At 63.2% G+C, this 22,213-nt stretch carries 16 protein-coding genes and 1 pseudogene; 7 read left to right on the top strand and 10 right to left on the bottom strand.

What is annotated here, in order from left to right; translation table 11 throughout:
* Nucleotides 1-73 precede the first annotated feature (73 nt).
* Nucleotides 74-772: pseudogene (locus AC0L3K_RS05590) on the bottom strand (outer membrane protein).
* Between the two features lie 815 nt (nt 773-1,587).
* The gene (locus tag AC0L3K_RS05585; RefSeq protein ID WP_473365557.1) at nt 1,588-2,811 is read right to left on the bottom strand and encodes a phenylacetate--CoA ligase family protein; all 1,224 of its coding nucleotides are present in this window, start codon (nt 2,809-2,811) and stop codon (nt 1,588-1,590) included.
* Nucleotides 2,812-2,894: 83 nt separating this feature from the next.
* Here AC0L3K_RS05585 and AC0L3K_RS05580 point away from each other — a divergent pair, with 83 nt between their 5' ends.
* A complete protein-coding gene (locus AC0L3K_RS05580; RefSeq protein ID WP_473365556.1) occupies nt 2,895-4,049 on the top strand; it encodes an AGE family epimerase/isomerase in 1,155 nt (384 codons plus the stop codon).
* Here the strand turns inward: AC0L3K_RS05580 and AC0L3K_RS05575 are convergent.
* From AC0L3K_RS05575 to AC0L3K_RS05550, 6 genes are all read right to left on the bottom strand, one after another.
* Nucleotides 4,046-4,885: an ABC transporter ATP-binding protein gene (locus tag AC0L3K_RS05575; RefSeq protein ID WP_473365555.1), complete on the bottom strand. Its 840-nt coding sequence runs from the start codon at nt 4,883-4,885 to the stop codon at nt 4,046-4,048. The two genes, AC0L3K_RS05580 and AC0L3K_RS05575, sit on opposite strands and share 4 nt — an antisense overlap.
* 184 nt (nt 4,886-5,069) lie before the next feature.
* Nucleotides 5,070-6,353, bottom strand: coding sequence for an ABC transporter substrate-binding protein (locus tag AC0L3K_RS05570; protein ID WP_473365554.1), 1,284 nt, complete (start codon nt 6,351-6,353; stop codon nt 5,070-5,072).
* A gap of 46 nt (nt 6,354-6,399) precedes the next feature.
* On the bottom strand, nt 6,400-7,473 hold the full coding sequence (locus AC0L3K_RS05565) for a branched-chain amino acid ABC transporter permease (RefSeq protein WP_219682123.1): 1,074 nt from the start codon (nt 7,471-7,473) through the stop codon (nt 6,400-6,402).
* 3 nt (nt 7,474-7,476) lie between these two features.
* Nucleotides 7,477-8,370: a branched-chain amino acid ABC transporter permease gene (locus tag AC0L3K_RS05560; RefSeq protein ID WP_027519025.1), complete on the bottom strand. Its 894-nt coding sequence runs from the start codon at nt 8,368-8,370 to the stop codon at nt 7,477-7,479.
* Nucleotides 8,371-8,593: 223 nt separating this feature from the next.
* Nucleotides 8,594-10,525, bottom strand: coding sequence for an AMP-binding protein (locus tag AC0L3K_RS05555; protein WP_473365553.1), 1,932 nt, complete (start codon nt 10,523-10,525; stop codon nt 8,594-8,596).
* Complete coding sequence (locus AC0L3K_RS05550; RefSeq protein ID WP_473365552.1) at nt 10,522-11,343, bottom strand: ABC transporter ATP-binding protein; 822 nt, start codon at nt 11,341-11,343, stop codon at nt 10,522-10,524. Before AC0L3K_RS05550 ends, AC0L3K_RS05555 begins: the two co-directional genes overlap by 4 nt.
* A gap of 332 nt (nt 11,344-11,675) precedes the next feature.
* Between AC0L3K_RS05550 and AC0L3K_RS05545 the strand changes: the two genes are divergently transcribed.
* From AC0L3K_RS05545 to AC0L3K_RS05530, 4 genes are all read left to right on the top strand, one after another.
* Nucleotides 11,676-12,353, top strand: a complete 678-nt coding sequence (locus AC0L3K_RS05545; RefSeq protein WP_473256130.1) for a Crp/Fnr family transcriptional regulator — start codon at nt 11,676-11,678, stop codon at nt 12,351-12,353.
* Between the two features lie 124 nt (nt 12,354-12,477).
* Nucleotides 12,478-15,801: an adenylate/guanylate cyclase domain-containing protein gene (locus tag AC0L3K_RS05540; protein ID WP_473365551.1), complete on the top strand. Its 3,324-nt coding sequence runs from the start codon at nt 12,478-12,480 to the stop codon at nt 15,799-15,801.
* Nucleotides 15,802-15,822: 21 nt separating this feature from the next.
* Nucleotides 15,823-16,503 carry a redoxin domain-containing protein gene (locus AC0L3K_RS05535; protein WP_473365550.1) on the top strand — a complete coding sequence of 227 codons (681 nt, stop codon included), beginning with the start codon at nt 15,823-15,825 and terminating at the stop codon, nt 16,501-16,503.
* Between the two features lie 169 nt (nt 16,504-16,672).
* A complete protein-coding gene (locus AC0L3K_RS05530) occupies nt 16,673-18,118 on the top strand; it encodes a DUF5939 domain-containing protein (RefSeq protein ID WP_473365549.1) in 1,446 nt (481 codons plus the stop codon).
* Between the two features lie 33 nt (nt 18,119-18,151).
* On the opposite strand, the gene AC0L3K_RS05525 is transcribed toward AC0L3K_RS05530, so the two are convergent.
* A complete protein-coding gene (locus AC0L3K_RS05525) occupies nt 18,152-18,994 on the bottom strand; it encodes a uroporphyrinogen-III synthase (RefSeq protein ID WP_473365548.1) in 843 nt (280 codons plus the stop codon).
* A 142-nt stretch (nt 18,995-19,136) separates the two neighbouring features.
* Here AC0L3K_RS05525 and purU point away from each other — a divergent pair, with 142 nt between their 5' ends.
* Entirely contained in the window at nt 19,137-20,000 is an 864-nt protein-coding gene (purU, locus tag AC0L3K_RS05520; RefSeq protein ID WP_473256128.1) for a formyltetrahydrofolate deformylase, read from the top strand.
* Between the two features lie 39 nt (nt 20,001-20,039).
* Here the strand turns inward: purU and AC0L3K_RS05515 are convergent, their stop codons facing one another.
* Complete coding sequence (locus tag AC0L3K_RS05515; protein WP_473256129.1) at nt 20,040-20,315, bottom strand: hypothetical protein; 276 nt, start codon at nt 20,313-20,315, stop codon at nt 20,040-20,042.
* A 523-nt stretch (nt 20,316-20,838) separates the two neighbouring features.
* Here AC0L3K_RS05515 and AC0L3K_RS05510 point away from each other — a divergent pair.
* Nucleotides 20,839-22,029, top strand: coding sequence for an ABC transporter substrate-binding protein (locus tag AC0L3K_RS05510; RefSeq protein WP_473365547.1), 1,191 nt, complete (start codon nt 20,839-20,841; stop codon nt 22,027-22,029).
* The last annotated feature ends 184 nt before the right edge of the window (nt 22,030-22,213 follow it).

Raw genomic sequence — 22,213 nt, 5'->3', positions numbered from 1 at the left:
AGCCATTCCGGCTTATGAAAAAGGGCCAGGCTGATGGCTGACCCTTTAGGTAGATTATGTGATATGAAAGCCGTCAGTAACGAGACGCCGAGGCAGCGCCCCAATTGAACCGATAGTTCAGGCCGGCCTTGATGGTGTGCTCGTCATTGCGGAAGTCGACGGCGGTAACAACACCTCCGGCGCTGGTGAAGAGAGCGTTCCGCGTGCCGAAGTCATAGTACTGATATTCGACCTTGCCCGACCAGTTCTGGGCGAACAGGTATTCGAGACCACCGCCTACCGTGTAGCCGTCGCGACCACCGCCGTTGTTGGTGAAGGTGCCGCCGCCGAAGCCATTCGTAAGGCGGGAGTCAGCCCAGGCATAACCGCCTTTGACGTACACCATCGCCGGACCCTAGGTGTAGCCAAGGCGACCGGTGACCGAACCGAGCCCACGGTTGACGAAGGGATTGTCATTGGTGTCGAGGAAGCTGTAGTTCGCTTCAATGCCCAGCACCCAGTTCGGTGAGAACTGATGGTCGTAACCGACCTGCGCGCCGCCCATGAACACACCATCGTTGCTGTTGGTGCCGGTGAAGCCGGGGGCCAGAATGTTGTTGTTGCCACCGAATGCGCCACCGACGTGACCGCCGATGTAAAAGCCGGTCCAGTTGTAAATCGGCGAGGCCTCCATCGCTGGGGCTTTGGTGTAAGGACGCGCGGCCATATCAGCTGCCGATGCCGTACCCGCTAGGACGGCAAAAGCGACGGTAGCGAGTAGGAACTTTTTCATTTTCGTTCTTTCAAGTTTCAGAAGCTCTCCCAAGAGCTACCCCAGTCCGCCGAATTTGCTGTAGCGCGGAAGACACACCGCGGATTAGAATGCTTAACCAGCAGCCATTTTTTGCCCAGACTGGAGGGCAACTGCGCCGGGGTGATTGCGGGAGATTGCGCCCTCAACCGCTGCGACTACGCTCTTGCGAAGATCGAGAGAGTAAGGCTTGGCCATCCATGCTGCCCTACGCCCAGCAAGCATGGTGGTGATCAGAGACACCCTGATTTGCGAATCTCAAGTATCTCGCTCTAGTTGATCTCAGCTGACTGATTGAACCTTGCCGTCGCTGCGGCCCAAAGCGGACGTCGCGCTTGCCTGGTCTGAAAGGCGATTCGAGGCTTACGCAACGTCAGACCTGTGCATCATTGGAACTGGCCAAGGCGCACTGCGACTCTTAAGGAGCCGCACCGTCATGGCCGTGGCGAGACCCGTGGCAATCAAGTACGCGGGGGAGATGTTCCACCCGCTACCTGTACCTGCGAGCACTAAATAGCTCAGCAGTCCCCCCGTCGAGACGGTGAAACCAAGCCAGCAAGCTTCGGAAAATGAAATCCACGTTCGCCGCGCCAAAGATCGAGCACGAGGTAGAACACGAGAAAGGTATTGCCGAGCGCCGCCGGCAGCAAATCTATGATGATCCCTTGCCTGTCATTTTTCGACCCCGCTGCATGTGGAGCGCGCAACCCTCGGATATTTCGGGCGTTTTGCGCAAGTTTCGCCCGAACATAACTTGTTTTGGCGAAATATTCGGTGCTACGAGAATAAGGTCAGTTCTACCGCTCGTCCGCGATCACCTTACCGTCGTTCGGCAGCGCACCGGGCCTCACCAGTTCAACCTCGCCTCCGAGTTTCGTCACGGCGCGCAAGGTGCCTGCAATCTCCTCGCGCAACGCATCGTTCGCGGCCGCCGTCTCCGCTTTCAGCGTCATTGCATCGGCCTCGCCTTGGCGCGTGACGACGAGGCGTAATCTTCCGAGCGCGGAATGGCGCTTACCGATCTCGGCGACCTGCTCGGGGCGAACGAACATGCCTTTGACCTTGGTGGTTTGGTCCGCGCGGCCCATCCAGCCCTTGATGCGCATGTTGGTGCGCCCGCAGGGACTGGTCCCGGGCAGTGCCGCGGTGAGGTCGCCGAGTGCGAGCCGGATCCAGGGATGGTGCGGGTCGAGTGAGGTCACGACGATCTCGCCGACGTCGCCGGGTGCCACGGCATCGCCGGTACCGGGCTTGACGATCTCCATGATGAGATCCTCGTTCACGACCATGCAGTCGCGTGCGCTGGTCTCGAAGGCGATGATGCCGAGATCGGCGGTGCCGAAAGCCTGGTAGGCGTCGATGCCGCGCGCCTTGACCTCGGCCTGGAGCGAGGGCGGGAAGGCCGCGCCCGAGACCAGCGCGCGCTTGATCGAGGAGACGTCGCGGCCCGAGCTTGCGGCAGCATCGAGCAAGATCTTCAGGAAGTCCGGCGTGCCGCTGTAGCCGACGGGACGGTAGGCCTCGATCAGCTCGAATTGCTGCTCGGTATTCCCTGGACCAGCCGGGATCACGGCGCAACCTAGCGCGCGGGCTGACGCATCGAAGATGAAGCCGCCAGGGGTGAGATGGTAGCTGAAGGTGTTGAGCACGATGTCATCGGGCCGGAACCCGGCCGCGAACAGCGCCCGTGCGCCGCGCCAGGGGTCGGCCTGCCGCCCCTCCGGCTCGAAAATCGGCCCGGGGGAGGTGAAGAGGCGGGCGAACGAGCCGGGCGCCGCCGCGACGAACCCTCCGAAGGGCGTGGAGGCCTTGTGCAGGGCCGGCAGTTCCGACTTGCGCAGCACCGGCAGGCCAGCCAGGGCCGCCCTGGAGGTCACGGCGGCCGGATCGACGCCTTTCAGCCGATCGGCATAGGCGGGCGCGGTCATCGCAGAGCGCAGCACGCCTGGCAGGCGGGCGAACAGATCGACCTCTCGCGCGGCTTGTTCGCGCGTCTCGAGGGCGTCGTAATGGGCGGTCATGGCTGATCTTTCCGGGTTGGCATCCGTTGCGCGCCGCCGCCGGCATGGGTATCAGGCCGTGGACGAGGTTTGAAGAGGACGCGATGGCGGACGAGGGAATCAGTGCGGCGGACGAGGCGTCGGACGTCGTGCCGCGCCTGAAGCGCCGCATGATCGACGAGGCGCTGCCGTTGTGGTCGACGGTCGGTTGGGACCATGGCGCGGGTGGTTTCATCGATCGGCTGCATCGTGACGGCACGGCGGACAGCGCCGCGCCGCGGCGCGTGTTCGTGCAGGCACGTCAGATCTGGTGCTACGCCAAGGCTGCGCAGATGGGCTGGTACCCTGAGGGGCGCGCCATCGCACTGAAGGGGCTTGAGCATCTGCTCGCCAAAGCAAAGGCGCCCGACGGCCGGCCCGGCTACGTGCACCGGCTGACGCCGGAGGGCGCGGTGCTGGACGGCCGGCGCGACGCCTACGACCACGCCTTCATCCTGTTTGCGCTCGCAACCGTCTATGCGCTCGACCAGGACGCGCAAATTCGCGCCGAGATCGATGCGCTGCTCGCCTTCCTCGACGGTCATCTGCGCTCGCCGCACGGCGGCGTTCACGAAAGCCTTCCGGTCTCGCTGCCGCGCCGGCAGAATCCACACATGCATCTGTTCGAGGCGATGATCGCGTGCTTCGATGCGACCCACGATTTGTCGTTCCAGAACCGCGCTGGCGAGTTCTTCGCGCTGTTCCTCGCCAGTCTCTACGACAAGCGGACGCGCGCGCTCGGCGAATATTTCGAGGAGGACTGGTCGAAGATCGCGCCGGTCAGCGTCGAGCCCGGCCACCAGGCGGAATGGGTCTGGTTGCTGAAGGGGTTCGAACGCATCACGGGCTGCCCGACCGGACAGCGGCGCGCCGAGCTGCTGGAAACCGCGCTGCGCCATCGCGACGAGGCCACCGGCTGCCTGATCGACGAAGGTGACGATGCCGGCAACATTCGCCGCACTACGCGCCGGCTGTGGCCACAGACCGAGATTGCGAAGGCGTGGATCGCGCAGGCCGAATCCGGCGAGGCGGGCGCGGCGGACGAGGCGCGCATGGCGCTGGCGCGGCTCGAACGCCATTATCTCAGCCATCCCGTGCGGGGCGGCTGGTACGACCAGTTCGACCGCGACGGCAAATCGCTGATCGACACCATTCCTGCGTCGTCGTTCTATCATGTTCTCTGCGCAGTCACGGAAGCGGAACAGGTATTGGAAGGTTAAAGCCAGCGCTTGCGCCGCTTGAAGCTCTTGAGGTTCTTGAAGCTTTTGCGCTGGTCGCCGGCACCGCCGAGGTAGAATTCCTTGACGTCCTCGTTGTTGCGCAATTCGTCCGCGGTGCCGTCGAGCACGACCTTGCCCTGCTCCATGATGTAGCCGTGGCTTGCCACCGACAGCGCAGCGCGGGCGTTCTGCTCGACCAGGAGAATGGTGACGCCGAGGTCACGATTGATCTTGTGGATGATCGAGAACACCTCTTTCACCAGCAGCGGCGACAGGCCCATCGAGGGCTCGTCCATCAGGATCATCTTCGGGCGCGCCATCAGCGCGCGGCCGATCGCGAGCATCTGCTGCTCGCCGCCGGAGAGATAACCGGCCAACCCGGTGCGCTCCTTCAGGCGCGGGAAATAGTTGAAGACCATATCGAGATCGGCCCCGACCTCGCGGTCTCTGCGGGTGAAGGCACCTAGCTTGAGGTTTTCCAGCGAGGTCATGTCGGCAACGATGCGCCGGCCCTCCATCACCTGGAAGATGCCGCGGCGGACGATCTTGTCGGGATCGATGCCGTTGATGCGCTCGCCTTCGAACAAGATTTCGCCACGCGTGACTTCGCCGTCCTCGGTCTTGAGCAGCCCAGAGATCGCCTTCAGCGTCGTCGACTTGCCGGCGCCGTTGGCGCCGAGCAGCGCCACGATCGCGCCCTTGGGCACGTCAAGGCTGAGGCCGCGCAGCACCAGGATGACATCGTCATAGACGACCTCGATGTTGCGCACGGCAAGGAGAGGCGGCGCGGATACGACGATCGGGGAGGGGCGCTCGATGTGAGCCGCTTCACTCATGGTCAGTTACTCTCTCGATGTCGTCACCTGCCTCGTGCGCAATAGCGCACTGGGGCGGGGTGACTCAGTATTCCAGAGACGCCGGAGATTCACCGGGAAGCCGCGGCGTACTGGATCCCCCGCTTCCAGTGCGCGCTGCGCACAAGGCGGGGGATAACAGTTGTGCGTACGGCGAAAGCGAGGTTCACCAGCCCAGCAATTCCGGCTTGCGCGGCAGCTCGACGGTCTTGACCTTCTCGAGCTTGATCGCGCTCTTGGCCATGAGGTCGTTGAGGTCGCCGTCGGTCGCGCCCGCAATCCTGGTGCGGTAGAGGTCGACCTTCAGCGTGCCGCGGTGGTCCTTGTCGGTCCAGGTCGAGGGATTGCAGACACCTTCCATCCCCGCCGGCACCCAGTCCTTCTTCTGGTAGAAGCCCTTGGCGACGTTCTCGCCGGTGGCGCCGCCGTTCTTGGCGGCCCAATCGATCGCCTCCTTCATGTAGAGCGCCGAGCAGACCGCCGCGATGTAGTGCACCGGGCGATAGACCTTGCCGGTGGGATCGGACATCTTGGAGATCTCCATCACCGTCTTCATGCCGGGCGCATCGCCGCCCCAACTCACCGCGGTGCGCAGCGGGAAGATCACGCCGTCGGCGGCATCGCCCGCGGTCTTTGCGGCGTTCTCGTCCATGCCCCAGACATTGCCCATGAACTGGATGTCGACTCCGGCGGTCTTGCAGGCCTTCATCACCGAAATGTTGGACGCGGCGGTGTTGCCGAGATAGGCGTAGTTGGCGCCCGAGGATTTCAGGCTCAGGCACTGCGCGCTGTAGTCACCCGGCGCAAGCGCGAACACCAGCGGCGGCAGCACCTCGAAGCCGAGCTCCTGCGCCATGGCTTCGCCGGCGGCCTTCGGCGCGTTCGGATAGGGGTGGTTGGCGCCCATGTGGACGAATTTCGGCTTGCCGGACTTGCCCTTGGCCTTCCAGTCTTCGGCTGCCCACATCAGCATCGCGCGCAGCGAGTCCGAATAGCTCGGACCATAGAAGAAATTGTAGGGCGCGGGCTTGGCCTTGCCGCTGATGCCTTCGGGATCGGTGAGCGCGGCGGCATAGGAGCCGGAGAGGTCGGGGATCTTGTCCTGGGCGAGAAAGCCGGTCAGCGCCTCGGTATCCGCGGTGCCCCAGCCCATGATCGCCGCGACCTTGCTGTCGGTCGCCGACCACTTCTTGTAGAGCGCGATGGCGCGCGGCACCTGGTAGCCATAATCGTTGGTATCGACGTTAAGCTGCTTGCCGCCGACGCCACCGTTCTTGTTGACCCAGGCGAAGGTGTCGGCGACGGCCTGGCCGTAGGGCGTGCCGACGTCGGACGTGCCGCCGGAATAGTCGGCGAGATGCCCGATCGCGATCTGCGCCTGAGCGCCTGACGAGAATGCGGCGATCGCCAGCGCAAGTGACGCGGTGCTCAAAAAGGATTTTGTCTTCATTGGTTGCCTCCTCCTGTTTATTTGTTGGTTTGCGAGTTGCCCGCGCTCAATGGGAGAACGGGTAGAGTTTCCAATACGCCTTGATCTGCCGCCAGCGATGCGCGAGCCCATCCGGCTCGAACATCAGGAACGCGATGATGATCACCCCGATCGCGATCTCGCGCAGGAAGGTGATGTTGTTGTTCAGCGACAGCGCCTTGTCGATCGCGCCGCCCTTCAGCGCCACGCTGAGGAACTCCATCGTCTCGGGCAGCAGCACCACGAACGCGGTACCCATCAGCGTGCCCATGATCGAACCGGTGCCGCCGATGATGATCATGGCGAGGAACAGGATCGAGCGTTCGATGCCGAAGCCCTCTTGCGACACCACGAGCTGGTAGTGTGCGTAGAGCGCGCCGGCGATGCCGGCGAAGAAGGCGGCGAGCCCAAATGACAACGTGCGATACTTGGTGAGATTGATGCCCATGATCTCCGCGGAGAGATAATGGTCGCGGATCGCCACCAGCGCTCGGCCGTCGCGGGTGCGCATCAGATTGGTGACGAGGACGTAGCTTGCAACTACGTAGGCGAGTACGACGTAGAAATATTGCCTGTCGCCGCGCAGCGTGTAGCCGAAGATCGAGAACGGACTGGCGCTGGCCGGCACCGAGCCGCCAGTGAACCACTCCGCGCGCGAGAAGAAGTCGAGCAGGATGTATTGTGCCGCGAGTGTTGCGATGACGAGATAAAGCCCCTTCAGTCGCGCCGCCGGGATGCCGAAGATCAGCCCGACCAGCGCAGTGACGACGCCCGCGAGGGGGATCGCGAAGAACACCGGGATCGATGCGCTATTGGAGATGTAGGCCGAGGTGAAGGCGCCGAGCAGGAAGAAGGCGGCGTGACCGATCGAAATTTGGCCTGTGAAGCCGACCAGGATGTTGAGACCAAGCGCGGCGATCGAGAAGATGCCGATCTGGATCAGGATGCTGAGCCAGTACCCACCAAGGAATTGCGGCACGAGACAGAGCAGCACCACGCCGACGATCGCAAAGTTGCGGCTGGTCGTGGTCGGGAAGATCGTGGTGTCGGCCGCGTAAGAGGTGCGGAAATCACCAGCAGGGATGAGGGCGGGGCCGGCCATGGATCAGATCCGTTCGATGTCGTGGGTGCCGAACAGGCCGTAAGGCTTGATCATCAGCACGATGATGAGCACGTAGAACGGCGCGATCTCGTAGAGATTGCCCCAGTGCAGGTATTCGCTGTCGACATATTGCGCGATGTTCTCGAGTAATCCGATGATGATGCCGCCGAGCACGGCGCCGCCGACGGAATCGAGCCCGCCGAGGATCGCCGCCGGAAACACTTTTATGCCGTAGGCGGCAAGGCCCGAGGATACGCCGTTCACGACCGCGACGACGACGCCCGCCACCGCCGAGACCGTTGCGGAGATCGCCCAGGCCATCGCGAACACGCTTTTGACGGAAATACCGAGCGATTGCGCGACCTGCTGATTGAACGCGGTGGCGCGCATCGCAAGGCCGTACTTTGACGCGCGGAAGAACCAGGCCATGCCGATCATCATCGCGATCGAGACGACGAGACTCATGACATAGACGGTTTGGATCTGAAGCCCGAGCAGGCTGACGGACTGGCTCTCGAACACGCGCGGGAACGGCTGCGGATTGACGCCGAACATCCATTTCAGCGTTGCCTGCAGCACGGTGGACAGGCCGATCGTCACCATGATGACCGAGATGATGGGTTCGCCGATCATCGGTCGCAGGATCAGGACCTGCACCGCGATGCCGAACACGAACATGAACACCAGCGTCATCGGCATGCCGATCCAGAACGGCACCTGGTATTTCGCGAGCAAGGTCCAGCACACCCAGGCGCCCACCAGCAAGAGCTCGCCCTGCGCGAAATTGACGACCTGCGAGGCCTTGTAGATCAGCACGAACGACATCGCGACCACGCCATAGAGCGTGCCGACCACGAGGCCATTGACCAGGAGCTGGATGAGGAAGGCGGTGTTCATGCCGATGTCCGCGTAAAATGCAGAAGCGATAACGGTGCACCCTCTCCCCTTGCGGGAGAGGGTGGCTTCGCGAAGCGAAGCCGGATGAGGGGTTGTCTCCGCAGCGACGGTGCGGAGACAGGACCCCTCACCCGAGTGGGGTCTTCGCTGACGGCGGAGATGCCCTCTTCCACAAGGGGATGGGGCGCATCGACTGGCAGCTTGCGCTCGTTTGAAAGCGTGTTCACTCCGCGGCCTCCGCCAAATGCCCCGGTCCGCCCAAATCCACCACTCGCAGCGTCGTCCGCACCCTTTGCGTGGTGCCGTCCTGGAACCGGATCACGGTGTCCACGGGGATCTCGGCCTGGCCGCCGTAGATCGCGTCGATGATGCCTTCGTATTTCTCGTTGATGACGCTGCGGCGCACTTTCCGCGTGCGGGTGAGCTCGCCGTCGTCGGCGTCGAGCTCCTTGTAGAGCAACAGGAAGCGCGAGATGCGCTGTGCCGGCGGCAGGGTCGCGTTGACGGTCTCGACTTCCTTCTTGAGCAGCGCATAGACCTCGGGTCGCGAGGCCAGGTCGCTGTAGGTCGTAAACGAGAGCCGGTTCTTCTCCGCCCATTTCGAGATGATGGAGTAGCGGATGCAGATCATTGCGGCGAGCGTGTCGCGCCCCGAGCCCAGCACCACGGCTTCCGCGATGTAGGGCGAGAACTTCAACTTGTTCTCGATGAATTGCGGCGAGAAGCGCTCGCCGCGCGAGGTCTCGGCGAGATCCTTGATGCGGTCGATCACCACGAGCTGGCGATTCGCGTTGAAATAGCCGGCGTCGCCCGACAGCATCCAGCCGTCCTTGATGTCGGCGACGCTCGCCTCCGGGTTCTTGTAGTAGCCGAGGAACATGTTGGGATGCCGCACCACGATCTCGCCGACGCCGTGGACGTCGGCATTGTCGATGCGGATTTCGACGCTCTCGGCCATCGGCACGCCCGTCGTGTCGGGATCGACCTTGCCCGCGGGATGCAGCGTGTAGGCCCCCAGTAGCTCGGTCTGGCCGTAGAGCGTGCGCAGCGGCACGCCCATGGCCTGGAAGAACTTGAAGGTCTCGGGCCCAAGTGCCGCGCCGCCGGTTGCGGCCGAACGCAGGCGGGTGAAGCCGAGGCGGTCGCGCAACGCGCGGAACAGGATCGCGTCGGCGAAGCCGGAACGCTCGCCCTGTTCGAGCGCGGCAAGTCCGCTCTTCATGCCGATGTCGAACAGGCGCTGCTTGAACGGCGTTGCGTCCATCACCCTGGCGCGGACGTCGGCGGCAATCGATTCCCAAACGCGCGGTGCAAACAGGACAAACGTCGGCGCGATCTCGCGCAGATCGTTCATCATGGTCTCGGGCTCCTCGACGAAGTTGATCTTCATCCGGCACAAGAGACCTTTGCCGAGTACATAGACCTGTTCCATGATCCAGGGCAGCGGCAGCACCGACACGTATTCGTCGTCCGGCCCTTTCGGATCGAAAGCGAGATAGGTCGCGCAGTGGCCGAGCACGCGGCCGGCCGCGAGCATCGCGAGCTTTGGATGCGAGGTGGTGCCTGATGTCGTGCAGAGGATCGCGACGTCCTCGCCCTTGGTCGTGTCCACCAGCCGGTCGTAAAGTTCCGGCTCGCGCGTAGCCCGCGCCCGGCCGAGTTCGGCAAACGTCTCCGCTGACATCAAGCGCGGATCGTCGTATTTCCGCATGCCGCGCGGATCGGAATAGATGATGTGCTTCAGCTTTGGGACGCGGTCGGCCAGCGTAAGCAGCTTGTCGACCTGCTCCTCGTCCTCGGCGAAAACGAGCTGCGCCTCGCCATAATTGAGGAGATACGAAGCTTCTTCGTCGAGCACGTCGCGGTAGAGCCCGAGGCTCAAGCCTCCAACCGCATGAGTGGCGATTTCCGCCGCGACCCAGTCCGGCCGGTTGTCGCCGATGATGCCTATAACGTCTTGGCGCCCAAGGCCCAGTTCGATGAGGCCGAGCGCGAAATCGCGCACCCGCGTCTGGTAGGCGTTCCAGGTGAACGGGCGCCAGAGCCCGAGATCCTTCTCCCGGAGTGCGATCTCGTTGCCGTACTCCTTCGCATTGAGCCGGAGCATTTTCGGATAGGTGTCGGCCTGGGCGACGCGGCCTGCGTAATCCATCATGCCGCGCTCTCCTGCGCCGGCGGAGCATCGTCAGGGTCCACCAGCACCTCGTCCTCTTCGCCGAGATAGGCGCGCCTGACGTGGGGATCAGCGAGCACGGCGGCCGGATTGCCCTCGGCGATCTTGCGGCCGAAATCCAGCACCATGACGCGGTGGGAGATGTCCATCACCACGCCCATGTCGTGCTCGATCATCACCACGGTCATGCCGAACTCCTCGTTGAGATCGACGATGTACCGGGCCATGTCCTCCTTCTCCTCGAAGTTCATGCCGGCCATCGGCTCGTCGAGGAGAATGAGGCGCGGCTCCAGCGCCATGGCGCGGGCGAGCTCGACGCGCTTGCGCAAGCCGTAGGAGAGGGTGCCGGCCGGCGCCTTTCGCACCGACTGGAGGTCGAGGAAATCAATGATTTCTTCTACCTTGCGGCGGTGCTCGAGCTCTTCCTTGCGCGCGCCGGTGAGCCAGTACAGCGAGCCCGTGAGAAAATTGTTCTTCAGGAGGTGATGGCGGCCGACCATGATGTTGTCGAGCACGCTCATATGGTGGAACAGCGCCAGGTTCTGGAAGGTGCGGCCGATGCCGAGCGAAGCGCGCGCGTTGGGCGTCAGGCCGGTGATGTCGCGGCCCTGGTAGAACAACTGGCCTTCGGTCGGCTTGTAGCGGCCGGAAATACAGTTCACGATCGAGGTCTTGCCGGCGCCGTTGGGGCCGATGATCGAGAACAGCTCGCCTTCCCTGATGGCGAAGCCGACATCGGTCAGCGCACGAACGCCGCCGAATCGCAAGGACACGCCGCGCACTTCAAGACTGGTAGCCACCAAACAGATCCCTCCCGGTGATGGCGCTTTCAGTGGCGCTCTTCGTCCGTTTCTGTCGTGCGATCCTAGTACGACCGTGCCGGTGAGGCCATGCAGCAGATGGTCTCGACCGGAGCCGCGCCGCTCTCTTCCCGTTTGGGATCAAAAGCCGCATCGCCCGAGGTGGTCCTCAATAGGGGAAAGCGCTATTTTGAAATGTCCCCCGCCTGACAATTCTGCGACAAAGTTTTTGGATGGGGGGATCATCCATCTTTCGTCGGATGGTGGTCGAAACGGTCATGCTGCGTTGCAGCAGAACAGGAGTGACGAACGGTGCGGCTGGCTTCGGGATCATGATTTCAGAGGATCAACTGAAGCGCGTCGCTGCCTGGTCGCGCGAGCTCACGCCAGCGGAGATCGAGGTCGCTCGTACCGGGATCACGGAGCGGTCCTACGGCACGGGCGAGACCGTTTTCATGCGCGGCGATACGTTCGACTATTGGGCCGGCATGGTCTTCGGCCTTGCCCGGATGGGCGGGGTCTCGCGCGACGGCAAGGAGACGAGTCTTGCCGGGCTGACGGCAGGGGCCTGGTTCGGCGAGGGCAGCGTGCTCAAGAACGAACCGCGCCGCTATGACGTGGTGGCGCTGCGCAACAGCCGCGTCGCACTGATGGAGCGTAGCGCCTTCATGTGGCTGTTCGAGAACAGCGTCGGCTTCAACCGCTTCCTGGTGCGCCAGCTCAACGAGCGGCTCGGCCAGTTCATCGGTATGCTCGAAGTCAACCGCACGCTGGATGCCACCGCGCGGCTTGCCCGCAGCATCGCCTCGCTGTTCAATCCGATCCTCTATCCGGAATCCACCGCGCATCTGGAGGTCACCCAGGAGGAGATCGGCGCGCTTTCCGGCATGTCCCGCCAGAACGCCAACCGCGCGCTGAACCGGCTGGAGAAAGAGGGGCTGCTGCGGCTGGAGTACGGCGGCGTGACCATTTTGGATATCGAGCGGCTAAGGGGATACGGGGAGGAGTGAAGCCGCGTTCGCGGCCGCTACCACCGCTTGCTCTTCCGGCACGACGAGCCCATCCTTGCCGATCCTGGGCCCATGACCGGGTCCAGCAGACCGCGCCATCGCGGCGCCCGCGGGGTCTCGACCCATGAACTGCTCCTGTTGCGGTTCCGAGGTTCAGAGCGGCTTTGCCTTCTGCCCGAAATGCGGCACGAAGCAGCCGAACGCCTGCCCCGGCTGCGGCTATGCGTGCGCACCGGATTTCGCGTACTGCCCGAAATGCGGCGCCCTCGTCAGTGAAGCCTCCAAGGCCGGCGGGCAGGCATCAATGCAGGCCAGCCGCGTGACAATCCCGACCAGGGCGTCCTCGCCACCGCTGGCGCCGACGGCCGACGCCCTATACGGGTTTCGATCGCAGCCGGACAAGATCGACAGCGAAGCCAACCGCCGCACCATTACCGTGCTGTTTGCCGACCTTAGCGGCTTCACCACGATGAGCGAGCGACTCGATCCTGAAGTCATGCAGGCGCTTCAGAACGAATTGTTCGAGGAGCTAACGGCGGCGGTGCAAAGCTTTGGCGGCTTCGTGGACAAATTCATCGGCGACGCGCTGCTTGCGCTATTCGGAGCGCCGGCCGCGCACGAAGACGACCCCGAGCGGGCCGTCCGCGCCGCGCTCGATATGATCGGCCGAACGGCGCAACTCAGCGAACGTGCAAAGGCGTATGCCGGGTCACCGCTCCTGCTTCATGTCGGCATCAACACCGGGCACGTGGTTGCTGGCGGACTGGGTGTCGGAGTTGCCAAATCCTACTCGGTCACGGGCGATACGGTGAATACGGCTCAACGATTGCAGTCGATGGCTTCCACGGGCGAGGTGCTGGTCGGGCCGCTGACCTACCGTCTTACGCGGCATGCATTCTCATATGAATCGCTTGGCGAGGTCTCGCTGAAGGGCAAGATGGGCAGCGTCCTGGTCCATCGCTTGAACGGACCGCTCGACACGCCCCGTGCGGCACGCGGCCTCGATACGCTGGGCCTCAGTGCGCCGGTGATTGGGCGCGACGCCGAGCTGGCCCGTCTAGTCGACAATCTTGATCTCGCGTGTGGCGGCGCGGCGCAGCTGGTGCGGCTGGTCGGTGAAGCCGGCATCGGCAAAACGCGTCTGGTGGACGAATTCGTTGCCCACGCCCGCGATGAGGACCGTTTCGCCGGCGTGGCGATCCGGCGCGCTGTCTGCTCGCCGCTGGGCGAACAGTCCTATGGCACCCTTGCCGCTGTGCTGCGCAGCGCCTACGGCATCGCGCAGAAGGCGACCGTGGCGGAGGCCCAGGCCAAGCTGGCCACGGCACTGTCGGAGCTCGGCCTTGCGGTCGAAGAGGCCGATCGCCTGATGCCCCTTTATTTCCACGTTCTCGGCCTCGGCGATCCGGACGCCGCGCTGCAGCACGTCGAGCCCGAGCAGCTTCGGCGGCAGATATTCTTTGCGATTCGTACCGTGTTCGAACGGCGCCTGGTCCTGTCGCCGCTCCTGATCATTGTCGAGGATCTGCACTGGGCCGATGCTGTATCGCTTGAAGCGCTGCGATTCCTGATGGACCGGCTGGAGCGTACGCGGCTGATGCTGTTGTTTACGCATCGGCCCATGTTGGAACTGGATCAGTTCGGCTCGGGACGGATCAGCCATACAACCCTTCGATTGCTTCCACTTGGTGACGCAGACGGACAAAAGCTGCTCGCGGCCTACTTCAGCCACGGCTGGAGTGAACCGCCGGGCAATCTGTTCAGCCGAATCCTCGAGCGCGCGGGCGGCAATCCACTCTTCTTTGAGGAAATCATCCGCGGTCTCATCGAAGCTGGCGCTTTGGAGCGTGACGGCTCACGGTGGCGGATCAAGTCAGATGAAGCCGCCGCCGGTATACCGGCAAGCATTCAGGCCCTGCTACTGGCGCGCCTGGACCGGCTGCCGCATGAGGTGCGCCGCTTGGCCCAGGAGGCCGCGGTGATCGGCCCCCGTTTTGACGCGGCTCTTCTCGGTGCGATGGCATCTGAGAGGACGAAGGTGGAAGCGGGGCTCGAACTTCTGTGCGATGCCGAGATTGTCGAGGAGGTCGCGGGTGCGAACTCGATCTCGCTGCGATCTTATCGCTTTACGCAAACCATGCTTCAGGACGTGATCTATCAAAACCTGCTCTTGCAGCGTCGGATCGAGCTCCATGGACGGATTGGTGCCGCGCTGGAGCGGCTCTATGGCAATGAGCCCGAGCGCCTCGAGGACCTCATACTGCTCGGACACCATTTCAGCCTGAGCGCGAGCAAGCCGAAAGGTGCGCGCTATCTGCGCGCGGCCGGCGATCGCGCCCGCGCGACCTACGCCAATGACGATGCCATTCGCTTCTACCAACAGGCTCTCGCCGTGTTGTTGGCCGGCGGGGAACGGGAGCCCGAACGCCTGATCCTCTGCGAGCGCATCGCGGAGCTGTGTGCCGCGGCCGGCCGGAGGATCACGGCTGAGGAGCACTACCAGAGTGCGCTGGAAGGTCATCGCAATGCGGAGGACCGCATCGGCGAAGCGCGAATTCTCCGCAAGCTTGGCCGATTGTTGTGGGACGCCGGCAAGCGGATCAAGGCAGAGGCGCATTATGCCGAGGCGGCCGAACGGCTGGGAGGGACCGACGCGCCCATCGAGTGGGCGCACCTCCTGCAAGAGCGCGGCCGTCTTTCGTTTCGCACGGGCGATCACGTGGCCGCCGCGAGATGGGCGGACGAGGCGCTTGGCTACGCCCGAAGCGTACCGGCGGACGCCGACAGGCAAGTCGGATTCGAGGCGGCGCGCGCCATTGCAGAGTCGCTCAACACCAAGGGGGTGGCACTGGCGCGGCTTGGCCGACACCAGGAGGCGGTCCGCGAGGTGGAGCAAAGTGTCGCAGCAGCCGAGGCCGCCGGTCTCCTCAACGTGGCCTGCCGCGGTTACACCAATCTCGGTGTGCTCTACACGATTGTCGACCCTGCGAAAGCCGTGGAGATTTGCCGGCGCGGACTTGATGTCGCGCGTCGGATCGGCGATCTCGGGTTCCAGGCGCGCCTTCTCGCCAATTTTGCCGTTGCCTGTTGCACCTTCACCGACAAATGTACTGAGGAGGGGGTGCCGGCCGCCGAAAAGGCGATCGAAATCGACCGCGCGCTTGATCAGCGCGAGCATCTCTCCGTGCCGCTGATCGTGCTCGGGCAAATCCATCAATGTCATTTCCGGCCCGATCTGGCTGCTCGTTGCTACAATGAGGCCATCGAGGTGGCGAGCGAAACCGGCGAGCCGCAGCAGCTGTTTCCATGCTATGATGGTCTTGCGACGCTGAACCTTGATCGAGGCGACATGCCCGAAGCCGAGCGATATTTCGCGCTGGCACAGGACGTCTGCACGCGGCACGGGCTTGATCCCGCAGGGCTGATCGTACTGCCGTTTCTTGACTAGATCATGTGAAGGAGTGCCATCATGTCTGAACGTCACGTCGAGGGACCACTTCAACCGGGCGATCGTGCACCGAACGTCGTGCTGGACGCGATCACACGCGACGGAAAGATCGCGCTCGAAGACTTTCGCGGACAAAGCCCGATATTGGTGGGCCTGTATCGGGGGCTGCATTGCCCGTTCTGCCGCCGCCATATCGCGGCACAGGCGCAACTTGATGCCGCCTTGCACGAGAAAGGCGTCGAAAGTCTCACGGTGGTCAACACGCCGATCGAGCGCGCGCGACTCTATTTCCGTTACCATCCGTTGCCCAACCTGCTCGCTGCGTCCGATCCCGAGCGGATCTCGCACCGCGCGTTCGGCCTGCCCAATCTCGAGTTCACGGAGAACGAGACCGAGTGGCCGCGCAAAGTGGGGATGGATGTGGTCATGAGCATGCAAGTCGACATTCCCGGAGAATTGTCCGGGCCGATGAATCGCTTGGCGGCTGCCGAGCAGCTCAACAACAAGGATGGCTACCAGATGATGGAAGCCGATCAGCGCATGGCGGCAACCGGCCAGGGCCAGCTGTTTGGCCAGTTCCTGCTCGATCGGGACGGGATCGTGCGCTGGACTTTTACCGAGGTTCCTGAAGGCGGCCAGCGCATGTTCGGCATGCCGAGCCCGCAGGAGTTGATGTCGGCCGCCTCGCAGGTGGCAGACTAAGCATCGTTGCTTGGTTGGCGGCGCAAATGCTGCGCTCAACGCGCTGCAATCCGCGGCTTCCTCTCCGCTGGCGCTGTTGCCATCGCCGAGAGCGGTGGCCGCGTGACATGCGGATCAGTTTGAACCACGGCCATCCTGCTCATGACATTGCAATGACCCAGGGCGCACAATGACCAACATCCAGGAGCGGCTCCTCGAAAGCAAGATGACCGAGATTGAGCAGGCCCGATCCTGGAGCCCACGCGTGATCTCGAAATTTGAAATGCTTATCAGGAGCGGTGACGATCTCTCGCTCTACCGGATCAATCCTCTTGCGTTCGCGCGTGATCGGACCATCACCGAGGCCGAAAGCATCGACCTGTTTCTCCACGCGACAAGGAGTGGGTTGTTCGAGATGAGTTGGGACGTTGTCTGTCCCCAATCCGGCATGGTGCTCGACAGCTTTGGCGCTCTGCGCACCCTGAAGACCCATTACGTTTGCGGCCTATGCGACGTCAGCGGTGAAACCGATCTCGACGATTTCATTGAGGTTACGTTTACGGTCTCGCCGCAACTCCGGCGGCTTCCATTTCATGATCCTCATTCCCTCTCGGTCGAGGATTTCCACTGGAAGCTTCGTTTCTTGGGCGACGCGCGCTTGCCTGGCCAGAAGGTCCGATTTCTGGATTTCCTGCATGGATTGGTTCGCGGACTCGCGTTCTTGCCGCCTGGCTCGACCACCACTCTTCGCGCCGAGCTCGGTCCCGGTGCCCTGGCCGGCGTCAACGTCCAAACGCAGGCTGCATTCCTGGTCTCGGTCGCAGGCGAACCCGCAACCGCGCCGACCGTCCTGCGAGTCCGATATGATGGGCGGCGTTTCTGGCCTTCTCTGTCCGCCGTCCCGCCCGGCCCCATTGTGATCGACGTGGAGAACTCCGGCGCAGTGCGTGGCTCATTGCTCCTGATCAATTGGCCGGCCGAAGTCCTGGCTCAGACGACCAAGCCTGCGCTCGAGTTCGAACCGTATCTGTCCGGCGGCATGTTGCTTGCGCGGCATACCTTCCGCCGCCTGTTCCGCTCGGAACGCATCGACGAGCGGGAAGGCCTGGGCATCCGGCAGGTAACCTTGCTGTTCACGGATCTCAAGGGTTCGACCGCAATGTACGAACGTCTCGGCGATCTGAATGCCTATGCCCTGGTCCGCGAGCTCTTTGCCTTGCTGGGAGCGACCGTCCAGGAGCATTCCGGCGCCATCGTCAAAACGATCGGAGACGCCGTGATGGCGGTCTTCTCCCGCCCGACAGACGCGGTCTCCGCGGCGCTACACATGCTCGGAGAAATAGAACGCTACAACAGCGAGCACGGTGATCCGAGCATCATCCTCAAGATCGGAGCGCATTGTGGTCCTTCGATTGCCGTGACCCTCAACGAAAATCTGGACTACTTCGGGCAGACTGTGAATGTCGCGGCGCGCGTGCAAGCGCTGGCCGATGCCGGCGAAATCTGTGTCTCGGAAGCGCTTTATTCGGCGCCGGGCGTCAGCGATCTCCTCGCCGGTCACGCCGTCGTTGAGTTTGATGCACCTCTGCGCGGCGTCGAAGGAAATGCGTGCGTGTATCGTGTCGTGCGTGGATAGAATCCTGCTCCGGCACGACCCTGCTGAAGATTTTCACTTCACCGACACTTTCGGCTTCTTTTCCGCCAGCGCCACGGCCATCGCCGAGATCAGCGGGCGCATGAAATAGGCGTCCTCCGCCGGCACGATGTCGGGTTGCAGGCCATGCGCCGCGAGTTCGCCCGAGACCGCAGGTCCGACCGATGCGATCAGCGTCCGCTTCAAGCCTGCGCGCAGCTTCGCCTCGCTGCCGTGGGCCTTCGCGGCTTCGATCAGCCGGCGGACCTGGCCGAGATTGGTCAGTGCGATGGCGTCGATCCGCCCTTCCGCCATGTCGTCGATTGCGTTGACGATGCTGGCGTCCGCAGCCTTTGGATCGTAGACGTAAGGCAACACGGTATCGACCTCGGCACCTTGCGCGGCGAGCGCGCCGGTCAGCGCGCTGTGGTCCTTGTCGGGATAGAGCTGGAGGCCGAGGCGGTGCCCCTTCAAATCGAGCTTGCCGAGCATCTCGATCACGCCCTCGGTAGTCGGCTTCTCCGTGGTCTGCTGCGCCTCGAGCCCGATTTCGCGCAGTGCCTTGCCGGGCTTCGGGCCGCGGGTGAATTTTCGTGATCTCGCAAGCGCCGCCACGAGAGCCTGATCGAGCCCCCGTGCGACGGCGAGCTTCATGACCCGCCGCAGGCCTTCGCCGGTCATCAGCACGAGATCGTCAAACGGCCTCTCGATGGCACGGCGGATCCAGGCCTCGACCGGGGCGGGGTCCGGTACATCCTGGATGGTGAACATCGGGCATTGCACGACCTCGGCGCCTTGCTCGGCCAGCAGCTTCGAAAACTGCGCCTCCTCGCGCGTTTCCAGGATCAGGATGCGGGTGCCGTTCAAGCGGTCGGCCATGAGCCTACTCCGGTCAGTCAAAGCAATCGTACGTTCATCCTGACTCCACCGTCGGGATTGGCGCAAGGTGGGGTCGGTGATAGAGCAGGGCGCAAATCGCGGGGCGTTCCCGCAGCCGCTGCCCAAACCTTCATCAAGGCCCATGCCCGATCATCAATATGTCCTGACCCTGTCCTGTCCGGATCGTCCCGGCATCGTCTCGGCGGTGTCGACCTTCCTGGCGAATTCCGGACAGAACATCCTCGACGCCCAACAGTTCGACGACATCGAGACCAACAAGTTCTTCATGCGGGTGGTGTTCACCGCCGCCGATCTCGCCGTGGAGCTGTCGGCGCTGCAGACCGGCTTTGCCGCGATCGCCGAGCGCTTCGGCATGGAATGGCAGATGCGCGATCGCGCCGCGCATCGCAAGGTGATGCTGCTGGTGTCAAAGTCCGATCACTGCCTGGTCGACATCCTCTATCGCTGGCGCACCGGCGAGCTGCCGATGACTTTGGCCGCCATCGTCTCCAACCATCCGCGCGAGGTGTATGACGGGCTCGATTTCGGCGGGGTTCCGTTCCACTATCTGCCTGTTACGAAAGAGACCAAGCGCGAGCAGGAGGCGCAGATCCTCGACCTCGTCGCCAAGACCGGCACCGATCTCGTCGTTCTCGCCCGCTATATGCAGATATTGTCGGACGATCTCTCGGCAAACCTGTCGGGACGCTGCATCAACATCCACCACTCGTTCCTGCCGGGTTTCAAGGGCGCAAAACCCTATCACCAGGCCCATGAGCGTGGCGTCAAGCTGATTGGCGCCACCGCGCACTACGTCACCCGCGACCTCGACGAGGGCCCGATCATTGATCAGGACGTCGAGCGCATCAGCCATCGCGACACGCCTGAGGATCTCGTCCGCAAGGGCCGCGACATCGAGCGCCGCGTGCTGGCGCGCGCGATCCGCTACCATCTCAACGACCGCGTCATCCTTAACGGCCGCAAGACCGTGGTGTTCGTGGATTGATTTGCGTCACCTCTCGCCGCAAGCGGCGACGGGCGCTTTCTAGCGCACCGCGCTGCCGGACGCCGTGCCCTTCTGCGCCTGCTCTTCCTTTTCGCGATCCGCTGCCGGCATCAGCCGCTTGCGCTCGCGTTCCTTCATGTAGGCATCGTATTGCGGCGTCCCCGCCCGCGGGGGGGCGTCCGCCGGCAAGCCGCCGGCCCATTGCGGGACGTAGTCGCCCATGCCGGACGAGAGCTTTTCGTTGACGGTGCCGCAGCCGGACAGGCCCGCGGAGAGTGCGAGGAGGATCAGCAGGGAACGGAAGGGTCTGGGCATTGTACGGAGGCGAGGTCAGTCGTGTTGGACGCCAGGTCAGGCTGTCGCCGGGAGAGTACCCTTCAACAGGTAAAATAGACTTATTCGAGGTGGGTAATTTGATACCGTAGTGTGCCGACCCAGGCCCTGCCGATGTTCAAATTCTGCAAACAAAAGACGAAATCCTCCATCCACCCGGCCGACGGCGTTTCTAGACTGCGGCAAGAGCTCGCGACAAAGCGCCTTGATCGGGAGATAGGGCTTTTTCGTTGACAGGTCCATTTTGTTTGTACAATCGTACAAATGATAAGCGATTGCAATCGCGATGCCGGGTTTACTCGGACGTCACCCGATATCGCTTCTGCCGTCGGCAATCGGAACGCTCGGCTTGCGCGGAATGGTCGCCAAACGTCCGATTGACAATAAGGGCGCGAAAGACGCCATGTGGCGCGCGACATCACGCGTGCGTGAGCTAAACTTAAGGCAAGGATCGGGCACTCGGTCCAGCGCACAAGAGATCAGGAATGAAGGGGAGGGACATCTGATGTTCGAACGCAAACAACTGTCTCGTAGGACTGTTTGGGCTGCAGCAGCTGCCGCCATCGCGGGCCTTGCGGCCATCGCACCGGCCAAGGCCGAGGATAGCGTCAAGGTCGGTCTGATCCTGCCGATGACCGGCGGCCAGGCCTCGACCGGCAAGCAGATCGAGAACGCGATCAAGCTCTACATGCAGCAGAAGGGCGACACCGTCGCCGGCAAGAAAATCGAGATCATCCTCAAGGACGATGCTGCGATTCCCGACAAGACCAAGACCGCCGCGCAGGAGTTGATCGTCAACGACAAGGTCAATTTCATCGCCGGCTTCGGCGTGACCCCGGCCGCGCTCGCGGCGGCGCCGCTGGCCACGCAAGCCAAGATCCCGGAGGTCGTGATGGCGGCCGGCACCTCGATCATCACCGAGCGCTCGCCCTATATCGTGCGCACCAGCTTCACGCTGGCGCAGTCCTCCACCATCATCGCGGACTGGGCGGTGAAAAACGGCATCAAGAAGGTGGCGACCCTGACTTCGGACTACGCGCCGGGCAATGACGCGCTCAACTTCTTCAAGCAGAACTTCACCGCCGGTGGCGGCGAGGTGGTCGAAGAGGTGAAGACGCCGCTCGCCAATCCCGATTTCGCACCGTTCCTCCAGCGCATGAAGGACGCCAAGCCTGACGCGATCTTCGTGTTCGTGCCGGCCGGCCAAGGCGGTAACTTCATGAAGCAGTATGCCGAACGCGGGCTCGACAAGGCCGGCATCAAGGTGATCGGACCGGGCGATGTGACCGACGACGACCTCCTCAACAACATGGGCGACGCCGTGCTGGGCACGGTCACCGCGCACCTCTATTCGGCGGCACATCCCTCGCAGATGAACAAGGATTTCGTCGCGGCCTACAAGAAGGCCTACGGAAACCGGCCGGGCTTCATGGCGGTGGGCGGCTATGACGGCATTCACCTGATTTACGAAGCGCTGAAGAAGACCAATGGCGACACCGACGGCACCAAGCTGGTCGAAGCCATGAAGGGCCAGAAATGGGAGAGCCCGCGCGGCCCGATCTCGATCGACCCCGAGACCCGCGACATCGTGCAGAACATCTACATCCGGAAGGTCGAGAAGGTCGACGGCGAGCTTTACAACGTCGAGTTCGCGACCTTCGAGGCCGTCAAGGATCTCGGCAAGACCAAGAAGTGACGCGCGAAAGCGCGTCATCCCGGAACTCTCACCTCTCCCGCTTGCGGGAGAGGTGGGGGCCGCGGCGCCGGGGGGGGGGGGGGGCGCGGGGGGGGGGGTGGGGTGTGGGGGCAGCGCGGCCCCCCCCCCTCCCCCCGCGGGGGAGTTTACAAAAATCCGGGCCCCCGGGGCAGGAGACGAGGGG

The sequence above is a fragment of the Bradyrhizobium sp. MI1.10 genome, assembly GCF_055811035.1.
Note: the sequence above shows the minus strand (reverse complement) of the source record. Positions and strands in the feature narration are given on the sequence as shown.

Coding starts and splice junctions, on each gene's coding strand:
- AC0L3K_RS05585 (WP_473365557.1), bottom strand. CDS start 2,811: ATGACCGCCCATTACGACGCCCTCGAGACGCGCGAACAAGCCGCGCGA.
- AC0L3K_RS05580 (WP_473365556.1), top strand. CDS start 2,895: ATGGCGGACGAGGGAATCAGTGCGGCGGACGAGGCGTCGGACGTCGTG.
- AC0L3K_RS05575 (WP_473365555.1), bottom strand. CDS start 4,885: ATGAGTGAAGCGGCTCACATCGAGCGCCCCTCCCCGATCGTCGTATCC.
- AC0L3K_RS05570 (WP_473365554.1), bottom strand. CDS start 6,353: ATGAAGACAAAATCCTTTTTGAGCACCGCGTCACTTGCGCTGGCGATC.
- AC0L3K_RS05565 (WP_219682123.1), bottom strand. CDS start 7,473: ATGGCCGGCCCCGCCCTCATCCCTGCTGGTGATTTCCGCACCTCTTAC.
- AC0L3K_RS05560 (WP_027519025.1), bottom strand. CDS start 8,370: ATGAACACCGCCTTCCTCATCCAGCTCCTGGTCAATGGCCTCGTGGTC.
- AC0L3K_RS05555 (WP_473365553.1), bottom strand. CDS start 10,525: ATGATGGATTACGCAGGCCGCGTCGCCCAGGCCGACACCTATCCGAAA.
- AC0L3K_RS05545 (WP_473256130.1), top strand. CDS start 11,676: ATGATTTCAGAGGATCAACTGAAGCGCGTCGCTGCCTGGTCGCGCGAG.
- AC0L3K_RS05540 (WP_473365551.1), top strand. CDS start 12,478: ATGAACTGCTCCTGTTGCGGTTCCGAGGTTCAGAGCGGCTTTGCCTTC.
- AC0L3K_RS05535 (WP_473365550.1), top strand. CDS start 15,823: ATGTCTGAACGTCACGTCGAGGGACCACTTCAACCGGGCGATCGTGCA.
- AC0L3K_RS05530 (WP_473365549.1), top strand. CDS start 16,673: ATGACCAACATCCAGGAGCGGCTCCTCGAAAGCAAGATGACCGAGATT.
- AC0L3K_RS05525 (WP_473365548.1), bottom strand. CDS start 18,994: ATGGCCGACCGCTTGAACGGCACCCGCATCCTGATCCTGGAAACGCGC.
- purU (WP_473256128.1), top strand. CDS start 19,137: ATGCCCGATCATCAATATGTCCTGACCCTGTCCTGTCCGGATCGTCCC.
- AC0L3K_RS05515 (WP_473256129.1), bottom strand. CDS start 20,315: ATGCCCAGACCCTTCCGTTCCCTGCTGATCCTCCTCGCACTCTCCGCG.
- AC0L3K_RS05510 (WP_473365547.1), top strand. CDS start 20,839: ATGTTCGAACGCAAACAACTGTCTCGTAGGACTGTTTGGGCTGCAGCA.